The sequence below is a fragment of the Chitinophaga chungangae genome (genome assembly GCF_017742215.1).
In the GTDB taxonomy this organism is placed as follows: Bacteria; Bacteroidota; Bacteroidia; order Chitinophagales; family Chitinophagaceae; genus Chitinophaga; species Chitinophaga chungangae.
This window is the reverse complement of record NZ_JAGHKP010000003.1, coordinates 368,308-388,028: the sequence shown is the minus strand read 5'-3', so window position 1 is coordinate 388,028 and position 19,721 is coordinate 368,308. Positions and strand designations below refer to the sequence as shown.

At 53.7% G+C, this 19,721-nt stretch carries 15 protein-coding genes, 1 tRNA gene and 1 pseudogene; 13 read left to right on the top strand and 4 right to left on the bottom strand.

Annotated elements, in window-relative coordinates; genetic code table 11:
• Position 1 precedes the first annotated feature (1 nt).
• The gene (locus tag J7I43_RS15870; protein WP_209146802.1) at positions 2-727 is read right to left on the bottom strand and encodes a COG1470 family protein; all 726 of its coding nucleotides are present in this window, start codon (positions 725-727) and stop codon (positions 2-4) included.
• Between the two features lie 45 nt (positions 728-772).
• Complete coding sequence (locus J7I43_RS15865) at positions 773-1,114, bottom strand: hypothetical protein (protein WP_209146800.1); 342 nt, start codon at positions 1,112-1,114, stop codon at positions 773-775.
• A 113-nt stretch (positions 1,115-1,227) separates the two neighbouring features.
• Between J7I43_RS15865 and J7I43_RS15860 the strand changes: the two genes are divergently transcribed.
• The 4 genes and pseudogenes from J7I43_RS15860 to J7I43_RS15845 all read left to right on the top strand — a co-directional run bounded on the left by J7I43_RS15860 (position 1,228) and on the right by J7I43_RS15845 (position 4,645).
• Positions 1,228-1,740 carry a hypothetical protein gene (locus J7I43_RS15860; protein ID WP_209146798.1) on the top strand — a complete coding sequence of 171 codons (513 nt, stop codon included), beginning with the start codon at positions 1,228-1,230 and terminating at the stop codon, positions 1,738-1,740.
• Between the two features lie 57 nt (positions 1,741-1,797).
• A pseudogene (locus J7I43_RS15855) lies at positions 1,798-2,685 on the top strand (RagB/SusD family nutrient uptake outer membrane protein); the annotation flags it as partial.
• 36 nt (positions 2,686-2,721) lie between these two features.
• On the top strand, positions 2,722-3,957 hold the full coding sequence (locus tag J7I43_RS15850; RefSeq protein ID WP_209146794.1) for an alkaline phosphatase family protein: 1,236 nt from the start codon (positions 2,722-2,724) through the stop codon (positions 3,955-3,957).
• Between the two features lie 220 nt (positions 3,958-4,177).
• The gene (locus J7I43_RS15845) at positions 4,178-4,645 is read left to right on the top strand and encodes a Panacea domain-containing protein (protein WP_209146785.1); all 468 of its coding nucleotides are present in this window, start codon (positions 4,178-4,180) and stop codon (positions 4,643-4,645) included.
• A gap of 633 nt (positions 4,646-5,278) precedes the next feature.
• Here J7I43_RS15845 and J7I43_RS15840 read toward each other — a convergent pair.
• Complete coding sequence (locus J7I43_RS15840; RefSeq protein ID WP_209146783.1) at positions 5,279-6,448, bottom strand: M12 family metallopeptidase; 1,170 nt, start codon at positions 6,446-6,448, stop codon at positions 5,279-5,281.
• A gap of 174 nt (positions 6,449-6,622) precedes the next feature.
• A tRNA-Gly gene (locus J7I43_RS15835) sits at positions 6,623-6,698 on the bottom strand.
• A 272-nt stretch (positions 6,699-6,970) separates the two neighbouring features.
• On the opposite strand from J7I43_RS15835, the gene J7I43_RS15830 reads away from it, so the two are divergent.
• From J7I43_RS15830 to J7I43_RS15790, 9 genes are all read left to right on the top strand, one after another.
• A complete protein-coding gene (locus J7I43_RS15830; RefSeq protein ID WP_209146781.1) occupies positions 6,971-7,570 on the top strand; it encodes an RNA polymerase sigma-70 factor in 600 nt (199 codons plus the stop codon).
• A gap of 52 nt (positions 7,571-7,622) precedes the next feature.
• Positions 7,623-8,789 (top strand): FecR family protein, encoded by a 1,167-nt coding sequence (locus J7I43_RS15825; protein ID WP_209146779.1) that lies wholly within the window; start codon positions 7,623-7,625, stop codon positions 8,787-8,789.
• A gap of 28 nt (positions 8,790-8,817) precedes the next feature.
• On the top strand, positions 8,818-12,189 hold the full coding sequence (locus J7I43_RS15820; RefSeq protein ID WP_209146778.1) for a TonB-dependent receptor: 3,372 nt from the start codon (positions 8,818-8,820) through the stop codon (positions 12,187-12,189).
• 11 nt (positions 12,190-12,200) lie between these two features.
• The gene (locus J7I43_RS15815; protein ID WP_209146776.1) at positions 12,201-13,958 is read left to right on the top strand and encodes a RagB/SusD family nutrient uptake outer membrane protein; all 1,758 of its coding nucleotides are present in this window, start codon (positions 12,201-12,203) and stop codon (positions 13,956-13,958) included.
• Between the two features lie 24 nt (positions 13,959-13,982).
• Positions 13,983-15,440, top strand: coding sequence for a sulfatase (locus J7I43_RS15810; protein WP_209146774.1), 1,458 nt, complete (start codon positions 13,983-13,985; stop codon positions 15,438-15,440).
• A 63-nt stretch (positions 15,441-15,503) separates the two neighbouring features.
• Positions 15,504-16,919, top strand: coding sequence for a tRNA (N6-isopentenyl adenosine(37)-C2)-methylthiotransferase MiaB (miaB, locus tag J7I43_RS15805; RefSeq protein WP_209146772.1), 1,416 nt, complete (start codon positions 15,504-15,506; stop codon positions 16,917-16,919).
• Positions 16,920-16,934: 15 nt separating this feature from the next.
• Positions 16,935-18,179 carry a sigma-54 interaction domain-containing protein gene (locus J7I43_RS15800; RefSeq protein ID WP_209146770.1) on the top strand — a complete coding sequence of 415 codons (1,245 nt, stop codon included), beginning with the start codon at positions 16,935-16,937 and terminating at the stop codon, positions 18,177-18,179.
• Between the two features lie 7 nt (positions 18,180-18,186).
• Complete coding sequence (locus J7I43_RS15795; RefSeq protein WP_209146767.1) at positions 18,187-18,702, top strand: LptE family protein; 516 nt, start codon at positions 18,187-18,189, stop codon at positions 18,700-18,702.
• 42 nt (positions 18,703-18,744) lie between these two features.
• On the top strand, positions 18,745-19,721 hold a 977-nt coding region (locus J7I43_RS15790), incomplete at its 3' end, for a hypothetical protein (protein WP_209146759.1).

Genomic DNA, 19,721 nt, shown 5'->3' with positions numbered 1-19,721 from the left:
ATTATACTACTTTCACCAGCAGCGTGGCTTTAAGATTCGACACATTTTTCCCCTGGATAAAACAGGTGTACGAGCCTGGCTTCGCCCCATCCGGCACTTTGATGGCGATATTCACGCTGCCGTTGCTGCCCGGCTGTAATACGAGCGGGTTGGGCGTGTACGTGATGGCGGCGGCGTCTATCTGGTTGTTGGAAGCGTCCATCAGCGCGGTGTTGGTGAACTCGATGGTCTTCACATCGGTTTTGCTGTCGTTTTCGAGGGTGATGGGCACTTCCAGGGCCTCGCCTGCCTTCAGGTCTTTGGGCGCGTGAATAAGGGGGATCTGCACGGGATCTTCCGCCTGCTGCCCGCCTTCCGTTCCGCCCTGCCGCACGTTGATGATGCGGGAAGCGAGACTGCCGGCATTTTTCACGGCAATGGTGGTAAAATCGATGAGAAGATCTATCACATCATGCGCATCCTGCCGGAAGCGGGTCAGCAATTCTTCCTTATTGCCGCCTCTCAGCTTTTGCACGTCCGTAAGTTTGCCTTCGATCTGTTTGGCGGCCACGATACCGCGCGCGATCTCCTCTTCGAGGATGTTGGCGGCTTTCAGCACGATCTTAGACGCGCCGTCTACCAGGTTTCCCAGGCCTTCGAACTGGATTCCTGCGGCAGGCGCGCTTTTTTCCTGTACCGGCTGTGCGGCAGCGGGCTCCGCCGCCTTTTGCTTCGCTTTTGCGGGCATATGGAGGATATTTTGGGGATGAACGATATACTGCTTGTTTTTATCCTACCCTACCGGCGGCACATGCGTGGCCGGCCCGCCCGGGTTGTTGGGATTGGCAGGCGTGGTCGGATTGTCGTTCGGCCGGTCGTTGCCGTCCTTACAATTGAACAAACGCGTTACGCCCTTGATCACGATCTCGGCGAAGGGCTGCCCCAGCAGGTTGATGCCGATGCGGTAATTGCTTTCCGCGCAGATCGGTTCACAGAGTTTGATACATAACGGAACGGCCTGCCCCTGGTTGTGCAGCATGCTTACCTGCAGCGGTTTGTCGTTAAAAAGATGCTCAAGCCGGGCGGCCCCATCTTTTGGCCAGGCAACGATATGAACGTTGTGATCTTCTGCCATGGTGAGAAAATTTTGAGGTTAAAATAAATGTCTAATGAATCGGGCTTTCGAGTCTTCAAGCGGTTACTGTTCCAAATCTAACTAATTAATCCCATATTCCGTAATTTTGCAGGATGAATACAGATATCAAACATATATTACCCGATAATTTTTCCCCGGAAAGCCGGGTTTGGATATACCAGAGCAACCGCCCGTTCTCAGCGCAGGAATCCGCCGAGATCGAGGAGCAGCTGCACCAGTTCACCGCCCAGTGGAACTCGCACGGAACGCCTGTTAAAGGCTGGGGCCGCCTCCTGTTCGACCAGGTGATCGTGCTGATGGCCGACGAGGCCGAGGCCGGCGTGAGCGGTTGCAGTACAGACAGTTCGGTGCGGATCATCAAAAGCATGGAACGCCAGTACAACGTGAACCTGTTCGACCGGCTGGCGCTGGGATTCGTCGTGAAAGACAAGCTGCAGCTGCTGCCCCTTGCGCAGGTAAGTTACGCTTTGGAAAAAGGGTACATCACTCCCGACACCCTTTACCTCAACAACACCGTTCAAACCAAAGGCGAATTGGAAGCCCGCTGGCTGACGCCGCTGAAGAACAGCTGGCTGGCCGGCAAACTCGGTCTGCAGGCCGTTTAACATCATTCATACCAACCGCTCCGCCGGTTTAAAAAGGGTGCATCGGATACTTCGCGCAGTCTTGTGAGCGAATACCTGATAACGGACGGCACACGTTTCACCGACCAGCCCGGCGCGCTGCAAATGCCTTTCGTACAGGAGTTTCAAAACAGGGACGCGCGGCTGATGCATACCGTGGCATACCCCGGCTGGAAATTCGTGGCCGATGCGGCGCCTTACATCCAGAAACTCAACAAAAAATTCACCGGTTATCACCAGTTAAAAGGATATTACAACACGACCGACAACATTCTGCTGAACAGCGTGGACGTGCCCGTGTACCGTTATGCCGAAGCGCTGCTGGCTTATGCGGAAGCGCTTGCCGAGCTGGGCACGCTTTCGCAGGGCGATCTGGACAAATCCGTGAACCTGCTGCGCGTTAGAGCCGGCGTGGCCCCGATGAACCTGGCCGCGGCGAACGCTTCGCCAGACCCCGTGCTGGGCGCGGCTTACCCGCTGGTGAGCGGCAGCATGAAAGGCGCCATCCTCGAGATCCGCCGCGAGCGCCGCGTGGAATTTGCGCTGGAAGGGTACCGTTTCGACGACCTGATGCGCTGGGCAGCCGGGCAATTGCTCACGAAGATCCCGCAGGGCATGTACTTTCCCGGGCTGGGCAAATACGACATGACCGGCGACGGCCACGAAGACATCATTCTCATCGACAAAAGCGCCACCGTACCACCGGATGCAAGCAAGGAAAAAAACGCGCTGGGCGTACGCCTCATTTATTACAAGGCCGGCACCATCAACGACGATGTGACCGTTTACCTCAGCAACGGCACCAGCGGCTACATGGTAACGGAAACGGGCGTACGTACATTTACGGAACCGAAATATTACTACCGCCCTATACCGCAAACGCAGGTATTGCTCAATCCCAACCTGAAACAAATATTCGGTTGGTAGGAAAATGACGTTAATTTGTAAACAATCATAAAAAGGATGAAAAGACACGGCTTATTGTTACTGGCATTATTCACCACAGCCACGGGTTTTGCGCAGAAAAAGAAAGCGGTATTCATTATTGCGGACGGTATTCCGGCGGACGTGATCGAAACGCTGAATACGCCCAACCTGGCCCGGATTTCCAAAACCGGCTCGTACCTGCGCGCGCACGTCGGTGGCGAAAAAGGCGGTTATTCGCAAACGCCCACCATTTCCGCCGTGGGCTACAACAGCGTATTGACGGGCACCTGGGTGAACAAACACAACGTTTGGGACAACGATATCGCCGCGCCCAACTATCATTACTGGACCATCTTCCGCATACTCAAGGAACAGTTCCCGCAGAAAAAGACCGCCATCTACAGCAGCTGGACGGACAACCGAACCAAACTGGTAGGCGACGGCATGCCCGAAACCGGCAACATCAAATTCGATTACAAATATGACGGTTACGAGCTGGACACGGTAAAATTTCCGCAGGACAAAGGCCGCGATTTCATGGAAAAGATCGACGACCTGGTAGCTACCGAAGCCGCGAACAGCATCCGCAAAGACGCGCCGGACCTGAGCTGGGTATACCTCGAATATACGGACGATATGGGCCACATGTACGGCGATAGCCCGCAGTTCCACACCGCCATCCGCAAACTGGACGATAAGATCGGCCGCATCTGGCAGGCGATTCAATACCGCCAGAAAACCTTCGGCGAAGAATGGCTGATCATCATCACCACCGACCACGGCCGCGACGAGAACAGCGGCAAAGGCCACGGCGGTCAAACCGCCCGGCAGCGCTCCGGCTGGATCGTGACCAACCAGGCGAAACTCAACAACTACGCGCAATATTACTACCCCGGCCTGGTGGACATTATGCCTACTATCGCCCGTTTTATGGAGATCCGTTTGCCCCTGCACGTTAGCCGCGAACAGGATGGTATTGCTTTAACGGGCAAAGTGTCCATAGCACAGCCTACTCTCATCAAAGCCAATACACAACTGGACATCAGCTGGAAAGCGATGGACAAAGACGGCACGGTGAAGATCTGGCTGGCTACGACCAATAACTACAAAGAAGGCGGTGAAGATGCGTATAAGATGGTGGCGGAAGTGCCTGTTACGCGGGAGCATTACCAGGTGGACATCAGCGGGGCGCCTTCGGAGTTTTATAAAGTGGTGCTGGAGGGGAAGGAGAATATGGTGAACAGGTGGGTGGTGAAGGAGGGGAAGAAATAAGATGCTTACCACTTTTTTAATAGGCAGCTGGTTCTCAATCGGCTGCCTATTGTTCTTTGAGCAAGAAGCACTTGCATCATTTTTTGATGAATCTGTCTTTAAAGTCCTTTGAAATTGTGGGTCAAATAATGGAGGTATTATCACTATTTAGGAGATATATTCAATGTGACTTTTCTATAAAACCCCAAAAAATTTAGTAATCTTGATTAAAGAATAACAAATGTCATATAACCCCACAACCATAGCGAATTATTTTATAGGAAAATACGCGAAGAAGGATAGTTTCACTCCTATGAAGGTTATAAAACTAACCTATATTGCTTATGGCTGGTACCTAGCCCTTACTGACAAAAAAGAAAGGCTGATTGACGAATCTCCTGTATCCTGGGATTTTGGTCCGTTTTTCCCTTCATTATTCCTCAGCTTGAAAAAATATGGAAAAATGAATATTACTGCGAAAATCCCTAATTCTGTTGGCAACCAGGAAATATCACCGGAAGACAAAAAGTTTTTGGACAGAATCTGGCAAATATACGGCAGGTTCGACGGAATATACCTGAGTGCTATGGTAAATAAAGAAAATGCCGCCCGTAGAAAGGCAGATTGCAAAGATCGTAGTCCAAAAATTTCGGATGATGTTATTTATGAGCAATACAAGAAAAAAATGCTTGCAATTCCTGCCTCTTAATTAACCCTGCATGTTTAATATTTCCGCTAATATAGGCGATGATTCAATCGCGGGCCGCGATCTAACCCTTTCAATCGACGATATAGCAGATGCCAGGAGCGACAATCAAATACTGGAAGATCATTTCGAGCTTGCAAAGGCAAAAAGGTTTGAAATAGATACTGGGCTTAGAAAACACCTGGCATATTGTTTTACAGGAATAATATTTCTCTGGTTTGCATCAGTGATCTGCATTTTGTTCTTTAATGCCAATCTTTGAATCTCGATTTATCCGACACTGTTCTGGTAACCCTGCTAACAACTACTTCGATTAACGTTATTGGAATGATGATATTAATCTTGAAAAACCTGTTTCCATAACAAAATGAAATTATTCCCGCGGAATAATTTCATTTTGTTATGGAAAGGGCCGTCATTTGGCAGAATACCTGAATGTTCCCTAAGATTTCACCAAACAACATATTAAACGAAAACGTTTGGTTATTTTGAATATTTGATATCCTGATTTATCCAGTTGATTTTCCCGACGAAGTAATCGCTTTACTTTTTTCCAATAAACAATGCCCGGGATTACAACAAGGGCCGGTCAAAATGACCGGCCCTTGTTCCGTGCAAGAAAGTCTATAATATCTCTTACTGGTAAACCGTAGCCGCAGTACGTTTATAAGAATCTTCGCCCGAGCTGCCGTTTATTTGCCATCCGCTTCCCAGGGCCTGGGTAGTTTGCCCTGGCTGCAGCACGACGTGTTCATAATGCGTGAAATAGGAGCCGTCGAAGTGGCTTTCATGCACCCAGATAGCGATTTCCAGCGGCCAGGGCCAGGTAAACGGCGTGGTGATCTGCAACTCGTCTTCCCATTCGTACCCGCGCCCTTCGGGTGTTGTAACGCGTACCTGGTTTAACCGCACAATGCTGATGCTCGGCGGGTTGTAAAGCAGGTTGTAGGTTTGAATGTCGCCGTCGGACAACTCGTCTTCCCTGGCATACGTATTCCCGTTCTTATCCGTCCATACCGGGACGGTAGGATCAAAGGAGCTGGAACCGCCGAGAGAGCCGTACATCATGATAGAACTAAAGTCCATCGTGCCGATCTCGAAACCGGGAATGCCACGCTCCCAATAGGTCTGGTATTGTGAAACCCATTCGGGACGGATATTGGCCCAGTTCATGTCCACGTAGTAATCGCGGTCTTTCCTGGTTAATTCATGATAAAGCCCTATAGCGTGGCCTATTTCATGGATCGCATTGCTGACGCTGCAGGCCGATCCCAGGTTGACGATTTGCAGCCCCCCTTTCATGCCAAGGCTTTCCGACCAGCAGGCGTTTTCGTCCGTTTTAAATTCGATGAAGTTCGGTTGGTTGGTACGCAGCACGAATTGCAGGTTGGTATTTGCCTGCCAGTGGGCAATCGCATCAGCCACCACCTGCGGGTTGGCAAGATTCCAGTGGAGGGTGTAATAAACCGTTCGGGAAGGCCAGAGCTGTATAAAAGTCGGAGGGCCGGCGGTACGCCCTCCTTCGTCGCCTTTGTATTCTCCTTTCAGGATGGCGAGCTGGCGGTCGGTCAGGTACAGGTCGGGGTCCAGTTTGTACCGGCTGCCGCTTTGGATCAACGTTATTTTTTTGCCGTTGGTTTCCAGAGTTACGAGCTTTTCGCCCGGCTGAAGCCCGGCAAGCTCCCCGCAAGAGCTGCATTTTTCGACCGGTGAATCCGCGGGATCGGATATTTTGTCTTTTTTACTGCAGGCAGTGCCCAGCAGCAGGGTTACAACAGCGATGGACGCCGTGATCAGGTTTCGCATAGTTTCGTTTTTTCCAGGTGATAAAAGGGGGTGCACGGAAAGGACAAGATAAAACGAGTGCCTGCGATATGACCGCAGGGGGGGGAAAACGGAAAAGACCGGGCTATTTGCCCTTTCAGGAAGCACTGCAAACAAAAATTCCAAACCGCTTTTGACAGTTTGGAATTTTGACGATGGAGCGGAAAACCGGGCTCGAACCGGCCACCCTCAGCTTGGGAAGCTGATGCTCTACCAAATGAGCTATTTCCGCTGGTATCTAATTGCTCCCCACGGCCTTTCCGCCGGAAGGGACGACAAATATACAAACTGTTTGGAATTCTGCGAACAAATCGATTTCAAACGATGTAACTATTCAAGTAAAGCCCCCTCTCCCCGATTTTTGTTGCCTGGATAATTTTCTTTTTCTACTTTAGGGATTCAAGGTAACTACTCCACGATTATGCATACGCCGCAAAAAAGGCGTTTATCAACCAAATAAGGGCCTGCAAAACCATAACTATCACGATTCACAGGACCAGTACGATGAAAACTGAACATTCTTATCAAAGCTACACGGACATTGAGCTGATCAAACAGGTAACGCAAGACCACGAGCCCGCTTTCAACGAGCTGTTTGCCAGGTACCGCAACCGGCTGCACGCTTACCTGGTAAAAGTTTGCAAAAGCCCCGAAACGGCGGAAGAGATCGTGCTGGATATTTTCGTAAAGATCTGGAACGGCCGCATTAATATGGGTAAGGTGGAAAACATGGAAGCTTTCCTGTTCACCGTGGCCCGAAACAAAGCGCTGGACTTCCTGCGGCAGGTCAAAAAAAGCCGGCAAAAACAGGAAGCCCTCTGGGAACGCATGCAAGGCAACACCGCCGGTTCAGCAGACCAGCGCCTGCTGCTCGAAAACCTCGAATCCGGCATCCGCGACGCGGCGGCCGGGCTTTCCCCCCAGCGCAAAATGGTTTTCCTCCTCAGCAGGGACCATCACCTTACCTACGAACAGATCGCCGAGAAGCTGCAGCTTTCTTCAAACACCGTCCGCAACCACCTTTCCGCGGCCTTACAAGTGATCCGCGCGCATATTTCCCCGGGGCTCGACCTTATTGTTTTAGTCATCTTAATGGGCCAGTAAAAATATTTTGTCGCCCATTAGTACACCCTCCCTTTTTTATCGTCTATCCATTATGGAACAAAACGCATCACAGCGCCAGGACTATCTTTTCCAGCGGTATTTGCAGGATACCATTACCGGCGAAGAATACGCCGAGCTTTGGGAACTGCTGCGCCGCCGGGAAGAACCGGGCGTGCTCAGCGGCCGCCTGCAGCAGCTTTGGGAAGCCGCGCACGACGCGCCGCCATTGCTCAGCGATGATCAATGGGCGGAGAAATTCCATCAAGCTAAAAACAAAAGATCTGCACCGCTTTACAGGCGTTTGCTGCCACGCGTTGCGGCGGCGGTGTTGATATTAGGTGCGGCCGGGTATTTGGTTTTACGGCCCAAGCCCGCTCCTGCTCCCGCTTTAACGGCAGCGCAGGAACATATCATCAAAGATTTTCCGCCGGGAGGGAACAAAGCGGTGCTTACATTGGCGGACGGCAGCGAACTGGTGCTGGACAGCGCAGCCAACGGGCGCCTGAGCACGCAGGGAAATATCAGCATTGTGAAGCTGGACAGCGGGCGCCTGGCCTATCAGCCTACCGGGGCTTCTCCGGGCGAAGTGGTGTACAACACGCTCAGCACTCCCAAAGGCGGACAATTCCAACTGCTCCTGCCGGACGGCAGCCGCGCCTGGCTCAATGCCGGCTCTTCCATCCGCTTCCCCAACATATTCGCGGGCGGGGAACGTAAAGTGGACATTACCGGCGAAGTGTATTTTGAAGTGGAAAAAGACGCGCAAAAACCTTTCATCGTGCAGGCCGGCGGCACGCGCATAGACGTATTGGGCACCAGCTTCAACGTGCAGGCATATGCCGGCGCCCCCATGACCGCTACCCTGTTGACGGGCCGCGTGAAAGTAAGCAGGAACGGCGCTTCCGTTACATTGAGACCATACCAGCAGGCGCTGGCCGCAAACGACGGCGACCTTCGGCTGGTAAACCATGCGGACCTGGAAGAAGTGATGGCATGGAAAAACGGCCTGTTCTGGCTCAACGGCACAGACATGGCTTCGCTGGCCAAACAGCTCTCTTTGTGGTATGATGTCGAAATAATCATCAAAGGAAATATTTCACAGCGATTTACTGGTACTATCCCACGCAATGTAAATGTATCGAAGGTGTTTGAAGTGCTGCAGGAAACAGGCAGCCTGCAATACACTTTCGAGAACGGGCGCATTATTGTTACGCCATAACATTATCCCATTCATTAAACCATGATGTATGTTTGAAAATTTATTTTTCAAAAGAGCCGTCGCGCCCCTGCGCGCCGCCATGCTCACCCTGCTGGCCGTCTGCCTGTTATCCGGCAACGTATCTTACAGCCAGAAGGTCAGCATTTCCCGGAAAAATATGCCCCTGGCCGAAGTACTGAAGTCGATCAGGGAACAGACCGGGTACAATTTTATTTTCAGCAGCGACGCGCTGGAAAAAGCGCTGCCGGTTACGCTCGACGTTAAAAATGAAGAACTGGAAGCGGTGTTGAAAAAGATATTCGACACACAGCCGCTCACCTATTCCATCAACGACAAAATCATTATCGTAAAGCCGAGAAAAGCGGTAACCGCCACGCCTTCCCCAGTTGTGCAACCCGTGCAGATAACCGGTCTTGTAACGGATGAGAACGGCACCCCGCTTGTTGGCGTTACCGTGCGCGTGCAAGGTGGCAAACAAGGTACCACCACCAATCCGCAGGGCGCTTTTATATTGACCGCGGAGCCGGACGCCGTGCTGGAATTTTCTTTTATCGGCTTTGAAACACAGCAGCTGGCGCTGAACGGGAAAACGAAGGTGGAAGTGAAACTGAAAGAAAAAGCCGCCGGCATCAACGAAGTAGTGGTAGTGGGTTACGGAACCGCGAAAAGAAAAGACCTTACCGGTTCCATCACCAGCATTAACGCGGATAAATACAATACGCAGGCTACCACCAACCTCTCCGAATATTTCAGCGGCACCGTGGCAGGCCTGGCTTCCAACCAGGGCACCTCCGCCCAGGGCGGCGGCTCGCTCGAGATCAGGGGCGTCAACTCGCTGAGGGATGAAAGCGGGCCGCTGATCGTGCTGGACGGGGTGATCTACAACGGCAACCTGCGCGACATCAACCCCTCCGACGTGGCGACCATCGACGTGCTGAAAGACGCCAGCGCAGCGGCGGTATACGGTTCGCGCGCCGCCAACGGCGTGATTATCGTATCCACCAAAAAAGGCGCTACCGGCCTGCCGGTGATCAACTTTTCCGCCACAGTAGGTTATGCCGAAGCGGCCAACGATTACAAACCGCTGGGGCCGGAGGGTTACCTGCAGTTCCGCAAAGACCTGTTCGACATCGTGAAACCGCAGCATGCCTATTATTATGCCAATCCGTTCAGTTTGCCGGACAGCGTGTCTATCGACGAATGGCGCGCCTTCAGCAACAACCCCAACGCCAACGATACCATGGAATGGCTGGGCCGCCTGAACCTCAACGCCACAGAGATCCAGAACTACCTGGCCGGCCGCACCACCAACTGGTACGACGAAGTGATGCAAAAAGGATTGCGCGAGAACTACGACATCAGCGTATCCGGCGGCGCGCCCAAGATCAATTATTATTTTTCCACCGGCTACACCCGCAACAAAGGCATCATTCGCGGCGACGAAGTGAAGATCTTCCGCACGCGCCTGAACCTGGACGCGCGCGTGGCGGACTTTATCCGCATCGGCCTGAACTCGCAGTTTTCCGGCACCGATAACAGCGCCGTGCCGGTGAACAACGACAACCTGGACGATTTCAGTCCATACGGCAGCATGTACAATGCAGACGGTACGCTGAAGCTCAACCCGCAGGACGATGCACTTTTCCGCAACCCTTTCCTCGACAACCGGTACAAAGACCAATTCAATAAAACCAACGCGCTCTTCGCCACGCTGTACGGGGAAGTAACGCTGCCCTTCGGGTTCAGCTACCGCATTTCGTTCCAGAACAGGCTGGCCAATACCCGCGATTACCAGTTCTGGCCCGCCAATACCGTCACCGGCGGCATCTCGCACACCAACGGTTACGGCACCCGTGAAGACGCGAATACCTACGAATGGATGGTGGACAACATCCTGCGGTGGAACAAGACATTCGGCCAGCATTCCTTTGACGTTACTTTTTTGGCGAATGCCGAAAAACTGAAGCGGTGGAATTCGCGGCAGACCAACGAAAACTTCCAGCCGAACAGCAACCTTTCCTGGCACGGCCTTCAATTCGGCGGCAATCCTACCCTCTCCAACAGCGACCTGGTGCAAACGGGCGATGCGCTGATGGGCCGCATCAACTATTCCTACAAAGACAAATACCTGCTCACCGCCTCGTGGCGGCGGGACGGTTTTTCCGCCTTCGGCCAAATGCACCCGCGGGCTTATTTCCCCGCCGTGGCGCTGGGATGGCGGGTTTCAGACGAGTCTTTCTTTAAAGTGAAGTGGGTGGACCAATTGAAACTGCGCGCCAGCTGGGGCATCAATGGCAACCGCGCGGTGGCCGCTTACGACGCCCTTGCCAACCTCGACCGCAACGTGTATTCAGACGGCACGGTAGTGCTTACCGGCGTTACCAATGCCTCCATGGCCAATCCCAACCTGAAATGGGAACAGACCGAATCCTGGAACGCCGGCGTAGACCTTACCGCGTTCAACAGCAAAGTGAACGTAACGCTGGACCTTTACCGTTCTTTCACCAACGACCTGCTGCTGAACCGTTCGCTGCCCATCATCACCGGTTACGCCAACATGACCACCAACCTGGGGCAGCTCTCCAACAAAGGGCTGGAACTGAATTTGGGTACTCAGAACATTCAGAACGAACGGCTTTCCTGGCGCTCCACCTTCACCCTCACCGTAAACCGCAACAAGATCGAAAAACTGTGGGGCGATTATGAAACGCGTACCATCAACGGCAAAGAAGTAACGCGGGAAGTGCCGGACTACGCCAACGGATGGTTCCCAGGTCAGTCCATCGACCGCATATGGGCCTACGACATTGCGGGCATCTGGCAGCAGTCTGAGATCAATGCCGCGAAAAAATATGGTCTTGCCCCCGGCGACTTCCGCGCCCGCGACATAAACGGCGACAGCGCCTACCGCCAGTTCGACGACAAGGTGTTTCTCGGTTACACCACGCCCCGCTACCAACTGGGCCTTCGCAACGATTTCACCATTTTCAAAAACATCGACGTAATGGTATTCCTGCGCGCAGACCTCGGGCAATACGGCGCGCGAGGCGATTTTAACCGTTCCGGCTCCAACGTGTACGACCGGAGCAATGCGCTCGACCTGCCGTACTGGAGCAAAAACAATCCCTCCGACCTCTACCCGCGCCTGAACGTGAACACCATTGCGTACGAAGGCGGCATCGTGATGTATGAATCCGCCTCGTTCCTGCGCCTGCAGGACCTGTCCGTATCGTACAACTTCCCGAAAACATTGCTGGCGCCGGTGAAACTTTCTTCGCTGAAAGTGTTTGCCAGCGCGCGCAACCTGCTCACCATCACCAAATGGACGGGCTGGGACCCTGAATCGCGCAACAACGCCATGCCGCGCATATTTTCCGTGGGATTAAATACAACGCTGTAAAACGTAGAAAAATGAAACTGCTTAAAAATATATTGCTCTCCGGCCTTTGCAGCGTACTGCTGCTCTCCTGCTCGAAAGACTGGCTGAAGCCCGAACCGCTTTCCTTTTTTGCGCCGGAAAACCTGCTGGTAGATAAAAAAGGGTACGAAGCCTTTATGATCACGCTTCGCAAAAACCTGCGCAACTCCATGTACGGCGAGCTGCATACCATCGTATCCGAAGGCGTGTTCTCCGAACTGGGAGCCGCCGGGCCGCTGAACAACAACGGCATCCGGAACATGGACCTGCAGGTAACGCCCAGCGCAGACGGCAACTATTCCGTGCTGGACAACTACGAATGGAGCTACCGGCCAATTCGTGTAGCCAATACCGTTATTACGCGCATAGACGCCATTGAATGGCCCAGCGAGCAGGACCGCAACGGCATACTTGCGGAAGCTTATTTTCACCGTTGCTACTGGTATTACCTGCTGGTGAACGAATACGGCGACGTGCCTTTCATTGGCAAGGAACTGACCGCTCCCCGCCTGGATTTCAGGAGCCACGCCCGCGCCACCATCCTGCAAAAACTGACGGAAGACATGGAATTTGCCGTGCAATGGCTGCCGGAAACCACCGTGCCCGGCGCGCCTTCCAAAGCTGCCGGCCTTCACCTGCTGACGAAGATCTACCTGGCCACCAGCAACTTCGACAAAGCCGTTGCCACCGCCACCACCATCATTAACGGCAAACACAAGCTGATGCAGGCACGTTTCGGCATAGACGCTTCGAAAACGTACCGCAACTACATCTGGGACCTGCACCGCCCGCCGAATATTCACGCGGCAGCCAATATGGAAACCATCCTCGGCACCATTGACCGCTTCGAGCTGCCGCAAGACGCGCGCACCAGCGGCACCTTTACCATGCGCAATTATACCTGCACCTGGTGGACGCGCGTGTTGGACAGCCGGGGCGCCAACGGCACGGTAGACAACGGTCCGCAGTACGATTCCCTCGGCCGCGGCAACGCCAATCTCCGCCCCTCGAACTACTACCAATACGAGCTGTGGAGCGATCCGAACGACCTGCGCCGCCGCGACGGCAACTGGATATTCAAGGAGGACCTGAAATACAACAATCCCCGTTCCGCAGACGTGGGCAAACCCATTGATCCCACCAAACTGAGAGCGCGGGCAGACACCTTCCAGCATTATTTTTCCTTCCCTTACTATATTGCCTATGTGCCGCAGGGCGGCGCAGGCCAGGTGCCCAATGGCGGCAACGGCGACTGGTACGTGTACCGCCTCGCGGAAACCTACCTGCTGCGAGCGGAAGCCCATTACTGGCTGAACAATTTCGGCGCCGCGGCGGAAGACATCAACGCGGTGCGCAGGCGGGTGAAAGCCGCGGAGATCGGCGCGGCAGATGTCACCATCGAATACATCCTGGACGAGCGCGCAAGAGAGTTGTTTGCCGAAGAGTTCCGGAAAAGCGAGTTGACCAGGATATCGTTCATCATGGCCGCAAATCACCTTAACGGCTACACGCTGGAAAATTTCAGTACAAAAAACTACTGGTACGACCGGGTGATGTCGAAGAACAATTTTTATCAAAGTCATCTGAAATGGGGAGAAAACGAATGCCGGATCAGTCCGTACCATGTGCTGTGGCCCGTTCCGGCGGAAGTGATCAATACCAATACGTTGGGCGTGATCAACCAGAACATCGGGTACCCCGGTGCGGAAAAGAACCAGGCTCCGCTGACGGAGATAACGGAAAATGATTAAATTTCAACAGCAAACGAACGACCCATGCACATCAGACTAACGGCCATCCTGCTGCTTATGCTCGGCTTTTCCGCCGCCGCGCAACAGAAACAAAACATATTGTTCATCTGTATCGACGATCTGCGGCCCGACCTGGGCTGCTACGGAAATAAGGAAATTCATTCCCCGAACATCGATTCATTTGCCGCGAAGGCAGCGGTATTCAAAAGGCAATACGTGGTGGTGCCCACCTGCGGCGCATCCCGGGCAGCGATGCTGACCGGCTTTTACCCGCGCATGAAAGAGGCGCTCAGCAACGACGCCATGGAGAAAATGATCGCCGGGAAACCCCGCGGTGAAAAACCGGAAACCTTTGTTGAAAACCTGCGGCGTAATGGATACTATACGGTAGGCATCGGGAAGATCAGTCATTCCGCGGACGGTTATGTTTATCCCTATACCGCTCCCCGCAGCAACGAGCTGGAACTTCCCAACAGCTGGGACGAAATGCTGATGGACGCCGGCAAATGGCAAACCGGCTGGAATGCGTTCTTCGCTTATGCGGATGGCTCGAACCGTCAAAGCCGGAAAGGCGAAGTAAAACCTTACGAAGCCGGTACGGGAGACGATGAGGCTTACCCGGACGGGCTTACGGCGGCGCTGGCGGTGAAAAAGCTGAAAGAGCTGGCCGTGAAAAAACAACCTTTTTTCCTGGGCGTTGGGTTTTTCAAACCGCACCTGCCGTTTAACGCGCCTCAGAAATACTGGGATATGTACGACGAATCCCGTATTTCGCTGACGCCTTCCCCCGGCATTCCCGCGAATGTAAACCCTGCCAGCCTGCATCCCAGCGCGGAGTTTAAATCATACAAAGCCGGTGAAGAAAAACCTTCGCTGAACGGCCCCGTGTCCGGCGCTTACGCCCGGAAACTGCGCCACGCATATTATTCGTCCGTCAGCTACATCGATGCGCAGGTGGGCAAACTGCTGGCCGCGCTCAAAGAAAACGGGCTCGACCGGAACACCATCGTGGTGATCTGGGGCGATCACGGCTGGCATTTGGGCGACGATCTGGTTTGGGGCAAACACACCATTTTTGAATGGTCGCTGCGGAGCGCTTTGCTGATAAAAACGCCCGGTATGCAGCGCGGTTCCGATATTGAGCGGGTGGTTAGTTCCGTGGATATTTACCCGACGCTCATGGAGCTTTGCGGGGTGAAAACGCCGGTACAAACGGATGGCAGCAGCTTTGTGCCTTTGCTGGCTTCGCCCCAAACGGCCTGGCGCGACCTTGCTTACAGCTATTTCAAACAAGGCATTACGGTGCGCACGCCGCGTTACCGGCTTACGAAGTATTTCCGGAAGGAAGAACCGACGGTAGAGTTGTATGATCATGAAACAGACCCGTATGAAAACAGGAACATTGCGGCGGAGCAGCCGGATTTGGTGAAGAAGTTGATGAAAGATTGGGAAAAGGGGAATACGGGGGTGTTTGGGAAATAACAAAAACCTGTCATTCTGTCATTTTTTTATGTATTTTTGCAGTCCTAAAAAAGAAGTCAGGACATGCTGGAAACAGTACAGAAAATACATGATGAATCACGCCAGGGCGAAGCCATTGCCCCGGTTGGGGGAGACAATGGCGTCTATATAAAAAAATTTTATATAGAAAGCTATGGTTGCCAGATGAATTTCAATGATTCTGAGATCGTAGCGTCTATCCTCAACCAGGAAGGTTTCGGCGCCACCCGTAATGTGGACGAGGCCGACCTTGTGCTGCTCAACACCTGTTCCATCCGCGAAAAAGCGGAACAGACCGTTCGCCAGCGCCTTACCGAGTTCAAAAAGACCAAGAAAAATAAACCCGGCTTTCTCGTGGGCGTGCTCGGTTGTATGGCCGAACGCCTTAAAGCCAAGTTCCTCGAAGAGGAAAAACTGGTAGACCTCGTGGTAGGCCCGGACGCTTACCGCACCCTGCCCGCCCTCATCGAAGAAGCAGGTACCGGTCAGAAGGCCATCAACGTGCTGTTAAGCCGCGAAGAAACGTATGGGGACATCAGCCCGGTACGCCTGGACAGCAACGGCGTAACCGCCTTTGTGTCCATCATGCGCGGCTGCAACAACATGTGCTCCTTTTGCGTGGTGCCCTTCACCCGCGGCCGCGAGCGCAGCCGCGACCCGCATTCCATCCTGGCGGAAGCTACCGACCTTTTTGAAAGAGGGTACCGCGAAGTGACCCTGCTGGGCCAGAACGTGGATTCCTATTATTTTGTGGACGAAAACAAAGACGAAACCGTCACTTTCGCCCTGCTGCTGGAAAAAGTAGCCGCCATCAGCCCGCTGCTGCGCGTGCGTTTTTCCACCTCCCATCCTAAAGACATTACCGACGATGTGCTCCACGCCATGGCGCGCCGCGAAAATATCTGCAACTACATTCACCTGCCCGTGCAAAGCGGCAGCAACCGCATCCTGCAGCTCATGAACCGCACCTACACCCGGGAATGGTACATGAAAAAGATCGACCGTATCCGCGAGATCCTGCCGGACTGCGCACTGTCTACCGACGTGATCACCGGCTTCTGCACCGAAACGGAAGAAGACCACCAGGACACGCTGGCCGTGATGGATTACGTGAAATACGAGCTGGCCTATATGTTCGCCTACTCCGAAAGGCCCGGCACGCTGGCCGCACGCCGTTATACGGACGATGTGCCCGAAGACGTGAAAAAACGCCGTCTGGCCGAAGTGGTGGCCCTTCACCGCCGGCATTCGCTCGAAGGCATGCAGAAAGAAGTAGGCAAAATTTGCAAGGTGCTCGTGGAAGGTGTTTCCAAACGCTCTGACGCACAACATTTCGGAAGGAACGATCAGAACAAGGTAGTCGTATTCCCGAAGGGAAACACTCAAAAGGGCGACTATGTGATGGTTAAAATAGAAGACTGTACAGCCGGGACGCTGATCGGTACGATCGTGCCCGCCTGACGCAAACCAAGGCAAATGGACAATATTCAAAGCATCAAGAACCGCTTCGGCATCATCGGCAACTCGCAGGCGCTGAATTACGCCCTCCAGGTGGCCGCCCAGGTATCCAACACCGATCTTACGGTGCTGATATCCGGCGAAAGCGGCGTGGGCAAGGAAGTATTCTCACAGATCATACACGCGCTGAGCGCGCGCAAACATAATCCCTTCATCGCCGTGAACTGCGGCGCTATTCCCGAAGGCACCATCGATTCGGAACTGTTCGGCCACGAAAAAGGTTCTTTCACCGGCGCGGTAGACAACCGGAAAGGGTATTTCGAGACCGTGAACGGCGGTACCATTTTCCTCGACGAGATCGGCGAAATGCCGCTGGGCACGCAGGCACGCCTGCTGCGCGTGCTGGAAACCGGGGAATATATCCGCGTTGGCTCTTCCAAAGTGCAGAAAACCGATGTACGGGTGATCGCCGCCACCAACCGCGACCTGCTGGAGCGCACCGAACAGGGCAAGTTCAGGGAAGACCTGTACTACCGCCTCAACACGGTTCCCATCCGCGTACCTTCCCTGCGCGACCGGAAGGAAGACATACCCATGCTGTTCCGCAAATTCTGCGTGGATTTCGCCGAGCGCTACAAAACCACGTCCATACAGCTGGACGATGAAGCCCGCGAGATACTGGTAAATTATCCCTGGCCCGGCAACGTGCGCGAGTTGAAAAATATCGCGGAGCAGATCTCCGTGCTGGCGCCCGAGAAGCTGGTACATGCCCAGGACCTGCGCCGCTTTTTGCCGGAGCAGCCTGCTATGAACCGTCTTCCCGCCGTTATTCCCGGCGCGCACAACGGCAGCAGCGCAGATTTTTCCAGCGAGCGGGACATCCTTTACAAACTTTTCTTCGATATGAAAAAAGATGTAACGGAACTCAAAAAAATGTTCTTCGACATCCTGCAGAATCCCGGCATGGCGCATGCCGCCGCGTTCCAGGAAGCCGCGCCCATCCATAATTTCCAGTCGGCGGAAACGCCTTCCTCCCCCGCCATCATGCCCGCTCCCACGCAGCCTTTCATTATCCAGGACAGCAACAAGATAGACCACCACGAAGAAGTGGAGGAAACGCTTTCCATTGCGGACAAGGAAAAGGAACTGATCGAGAAGGCGTTGAAAAAACATAAAGGGAAAAGGAAAGACGCCGCGCTCGATCTCGGGATTTCGGAACGGACTTTGTACAGGAAACTGAAGGAATACAATATCAATGAGTAAATACCCTATGTCAAAATACTTTTACCTGCTCGCCTTCCTGGGCCTGTGGACCGCGATTGGCGGATGTACCATTAAATATTCCGCTGCCGGCGCCAGCATCGATCCCGAAGCCAAAACCGTACTGGTGAGGTTTATCGAGAACCGCGCCCCGCAGAATAATCCGCAGCTGGCCCAGCAGGTCACCGAAAAACTGCGCCAGAAGATCCTCGCGCAAACCCGCCTGACGCAAACCAACGAACAGAACGCGGATTATGAGTTTAAAGGCACGATCACGGGTTATTCCGTGTCCAACGCCGCGGTAACGGACATCGACAAACCCGCTACGGCGCGTTTGACCATCACGCTAAATATCACTTTCATCAAACGGATCGGGGACAAAAAAGGCTTTGCCAACCAGTCGTTTTCCCGCTCCGCGGATTTCAACGCTTCGCAGTCGCTCAACGCGGTGGAAAGCCGTTTGCTGGGGGAGATCGTTCCCAACCTGGTAGACGACGTATTTAACCGTGCGTTCGCCAACTGGTAGGCGCTTGTTTGATTTAAGTATTATTTTCATATTTTAGCACCCATGACCGCAAACAGGATCATTCACCATATTTTTAACCAGCCGGACCTCCGGAACGTTGACCAGGCAAGCCTGGAGCAACTGGTGGAAACGTACCCCTATTTTGCGGCCGCCAGGGTAATGCTGGCGCAGAAACAATTCTCTTCCATCCCGGACTATAATACGCCTGTTTTCAAGAAAGCGCAGCTGTACACCAGTACGCCGCAATACCTTTACCAGCTGACGATGGAGCCTGAACCGCCCGCCGTGCACGAGATACGGCCGGCAGACGATATCGTTGCGAAGCTGGAAGCGGAGGCGGAAGCAAGTCTTTCCACGAGTGAAACGACCGATCCGGATGCGCTGATGGAAGATGTTGTGGCGGAAGAAGCGTCTGTTCATGTTTCCGCCCCTCTTTCGCAGGAAGCGGAAATAGCGCTGGAAGATGCGATCAGCGCGGAAGACCAGGCCATCCTGGACGAGCTGGAAGCGGAAGACCGCGCCGCAGCGGCCGCCAAATCCAAAACGGAAGCCTCCGAAAAAGAAGCGAAACGAATTGCAGGGGAAGAAGCTGCCGCAAAAGCCGCTGCTGACGCTGAAGTAAAAAGAATAGCCGAAGAGGAAGCCGCCGCAAAAGTCGCTGCCGAAGCTGACGCAAGAAGAATAGCCGAGGAAGAAGCCGCCGCAAAAGCCGCTGCCGAAGCCGAAGCGAAAAGAATAGCCGAAGAGGAAGCCGCCGCAAAAGCCGCTGCCGAAGCCGAAGCAAAACGAATAGCCGAAGAGGAAGCCGCCGCAAAAGCCGCTGCCGAAGCCGAAGCGAAAAGAATAGCCGAGGAAGAAGCCGCCGCAAAAGCCGCTGCCGAAGCCGAAGCAAAAAGAATAGCCGAAGAGGAAGCCGCCGCAAAAGCCGCTGCCGAAGCCGAAGCAAAACGAATAGCCGAAGAGGAAGCCGCCGCAAAAGCCGCTGCCGAAGCCGAAGCGAAAAGAATAGCCGAGGAAGA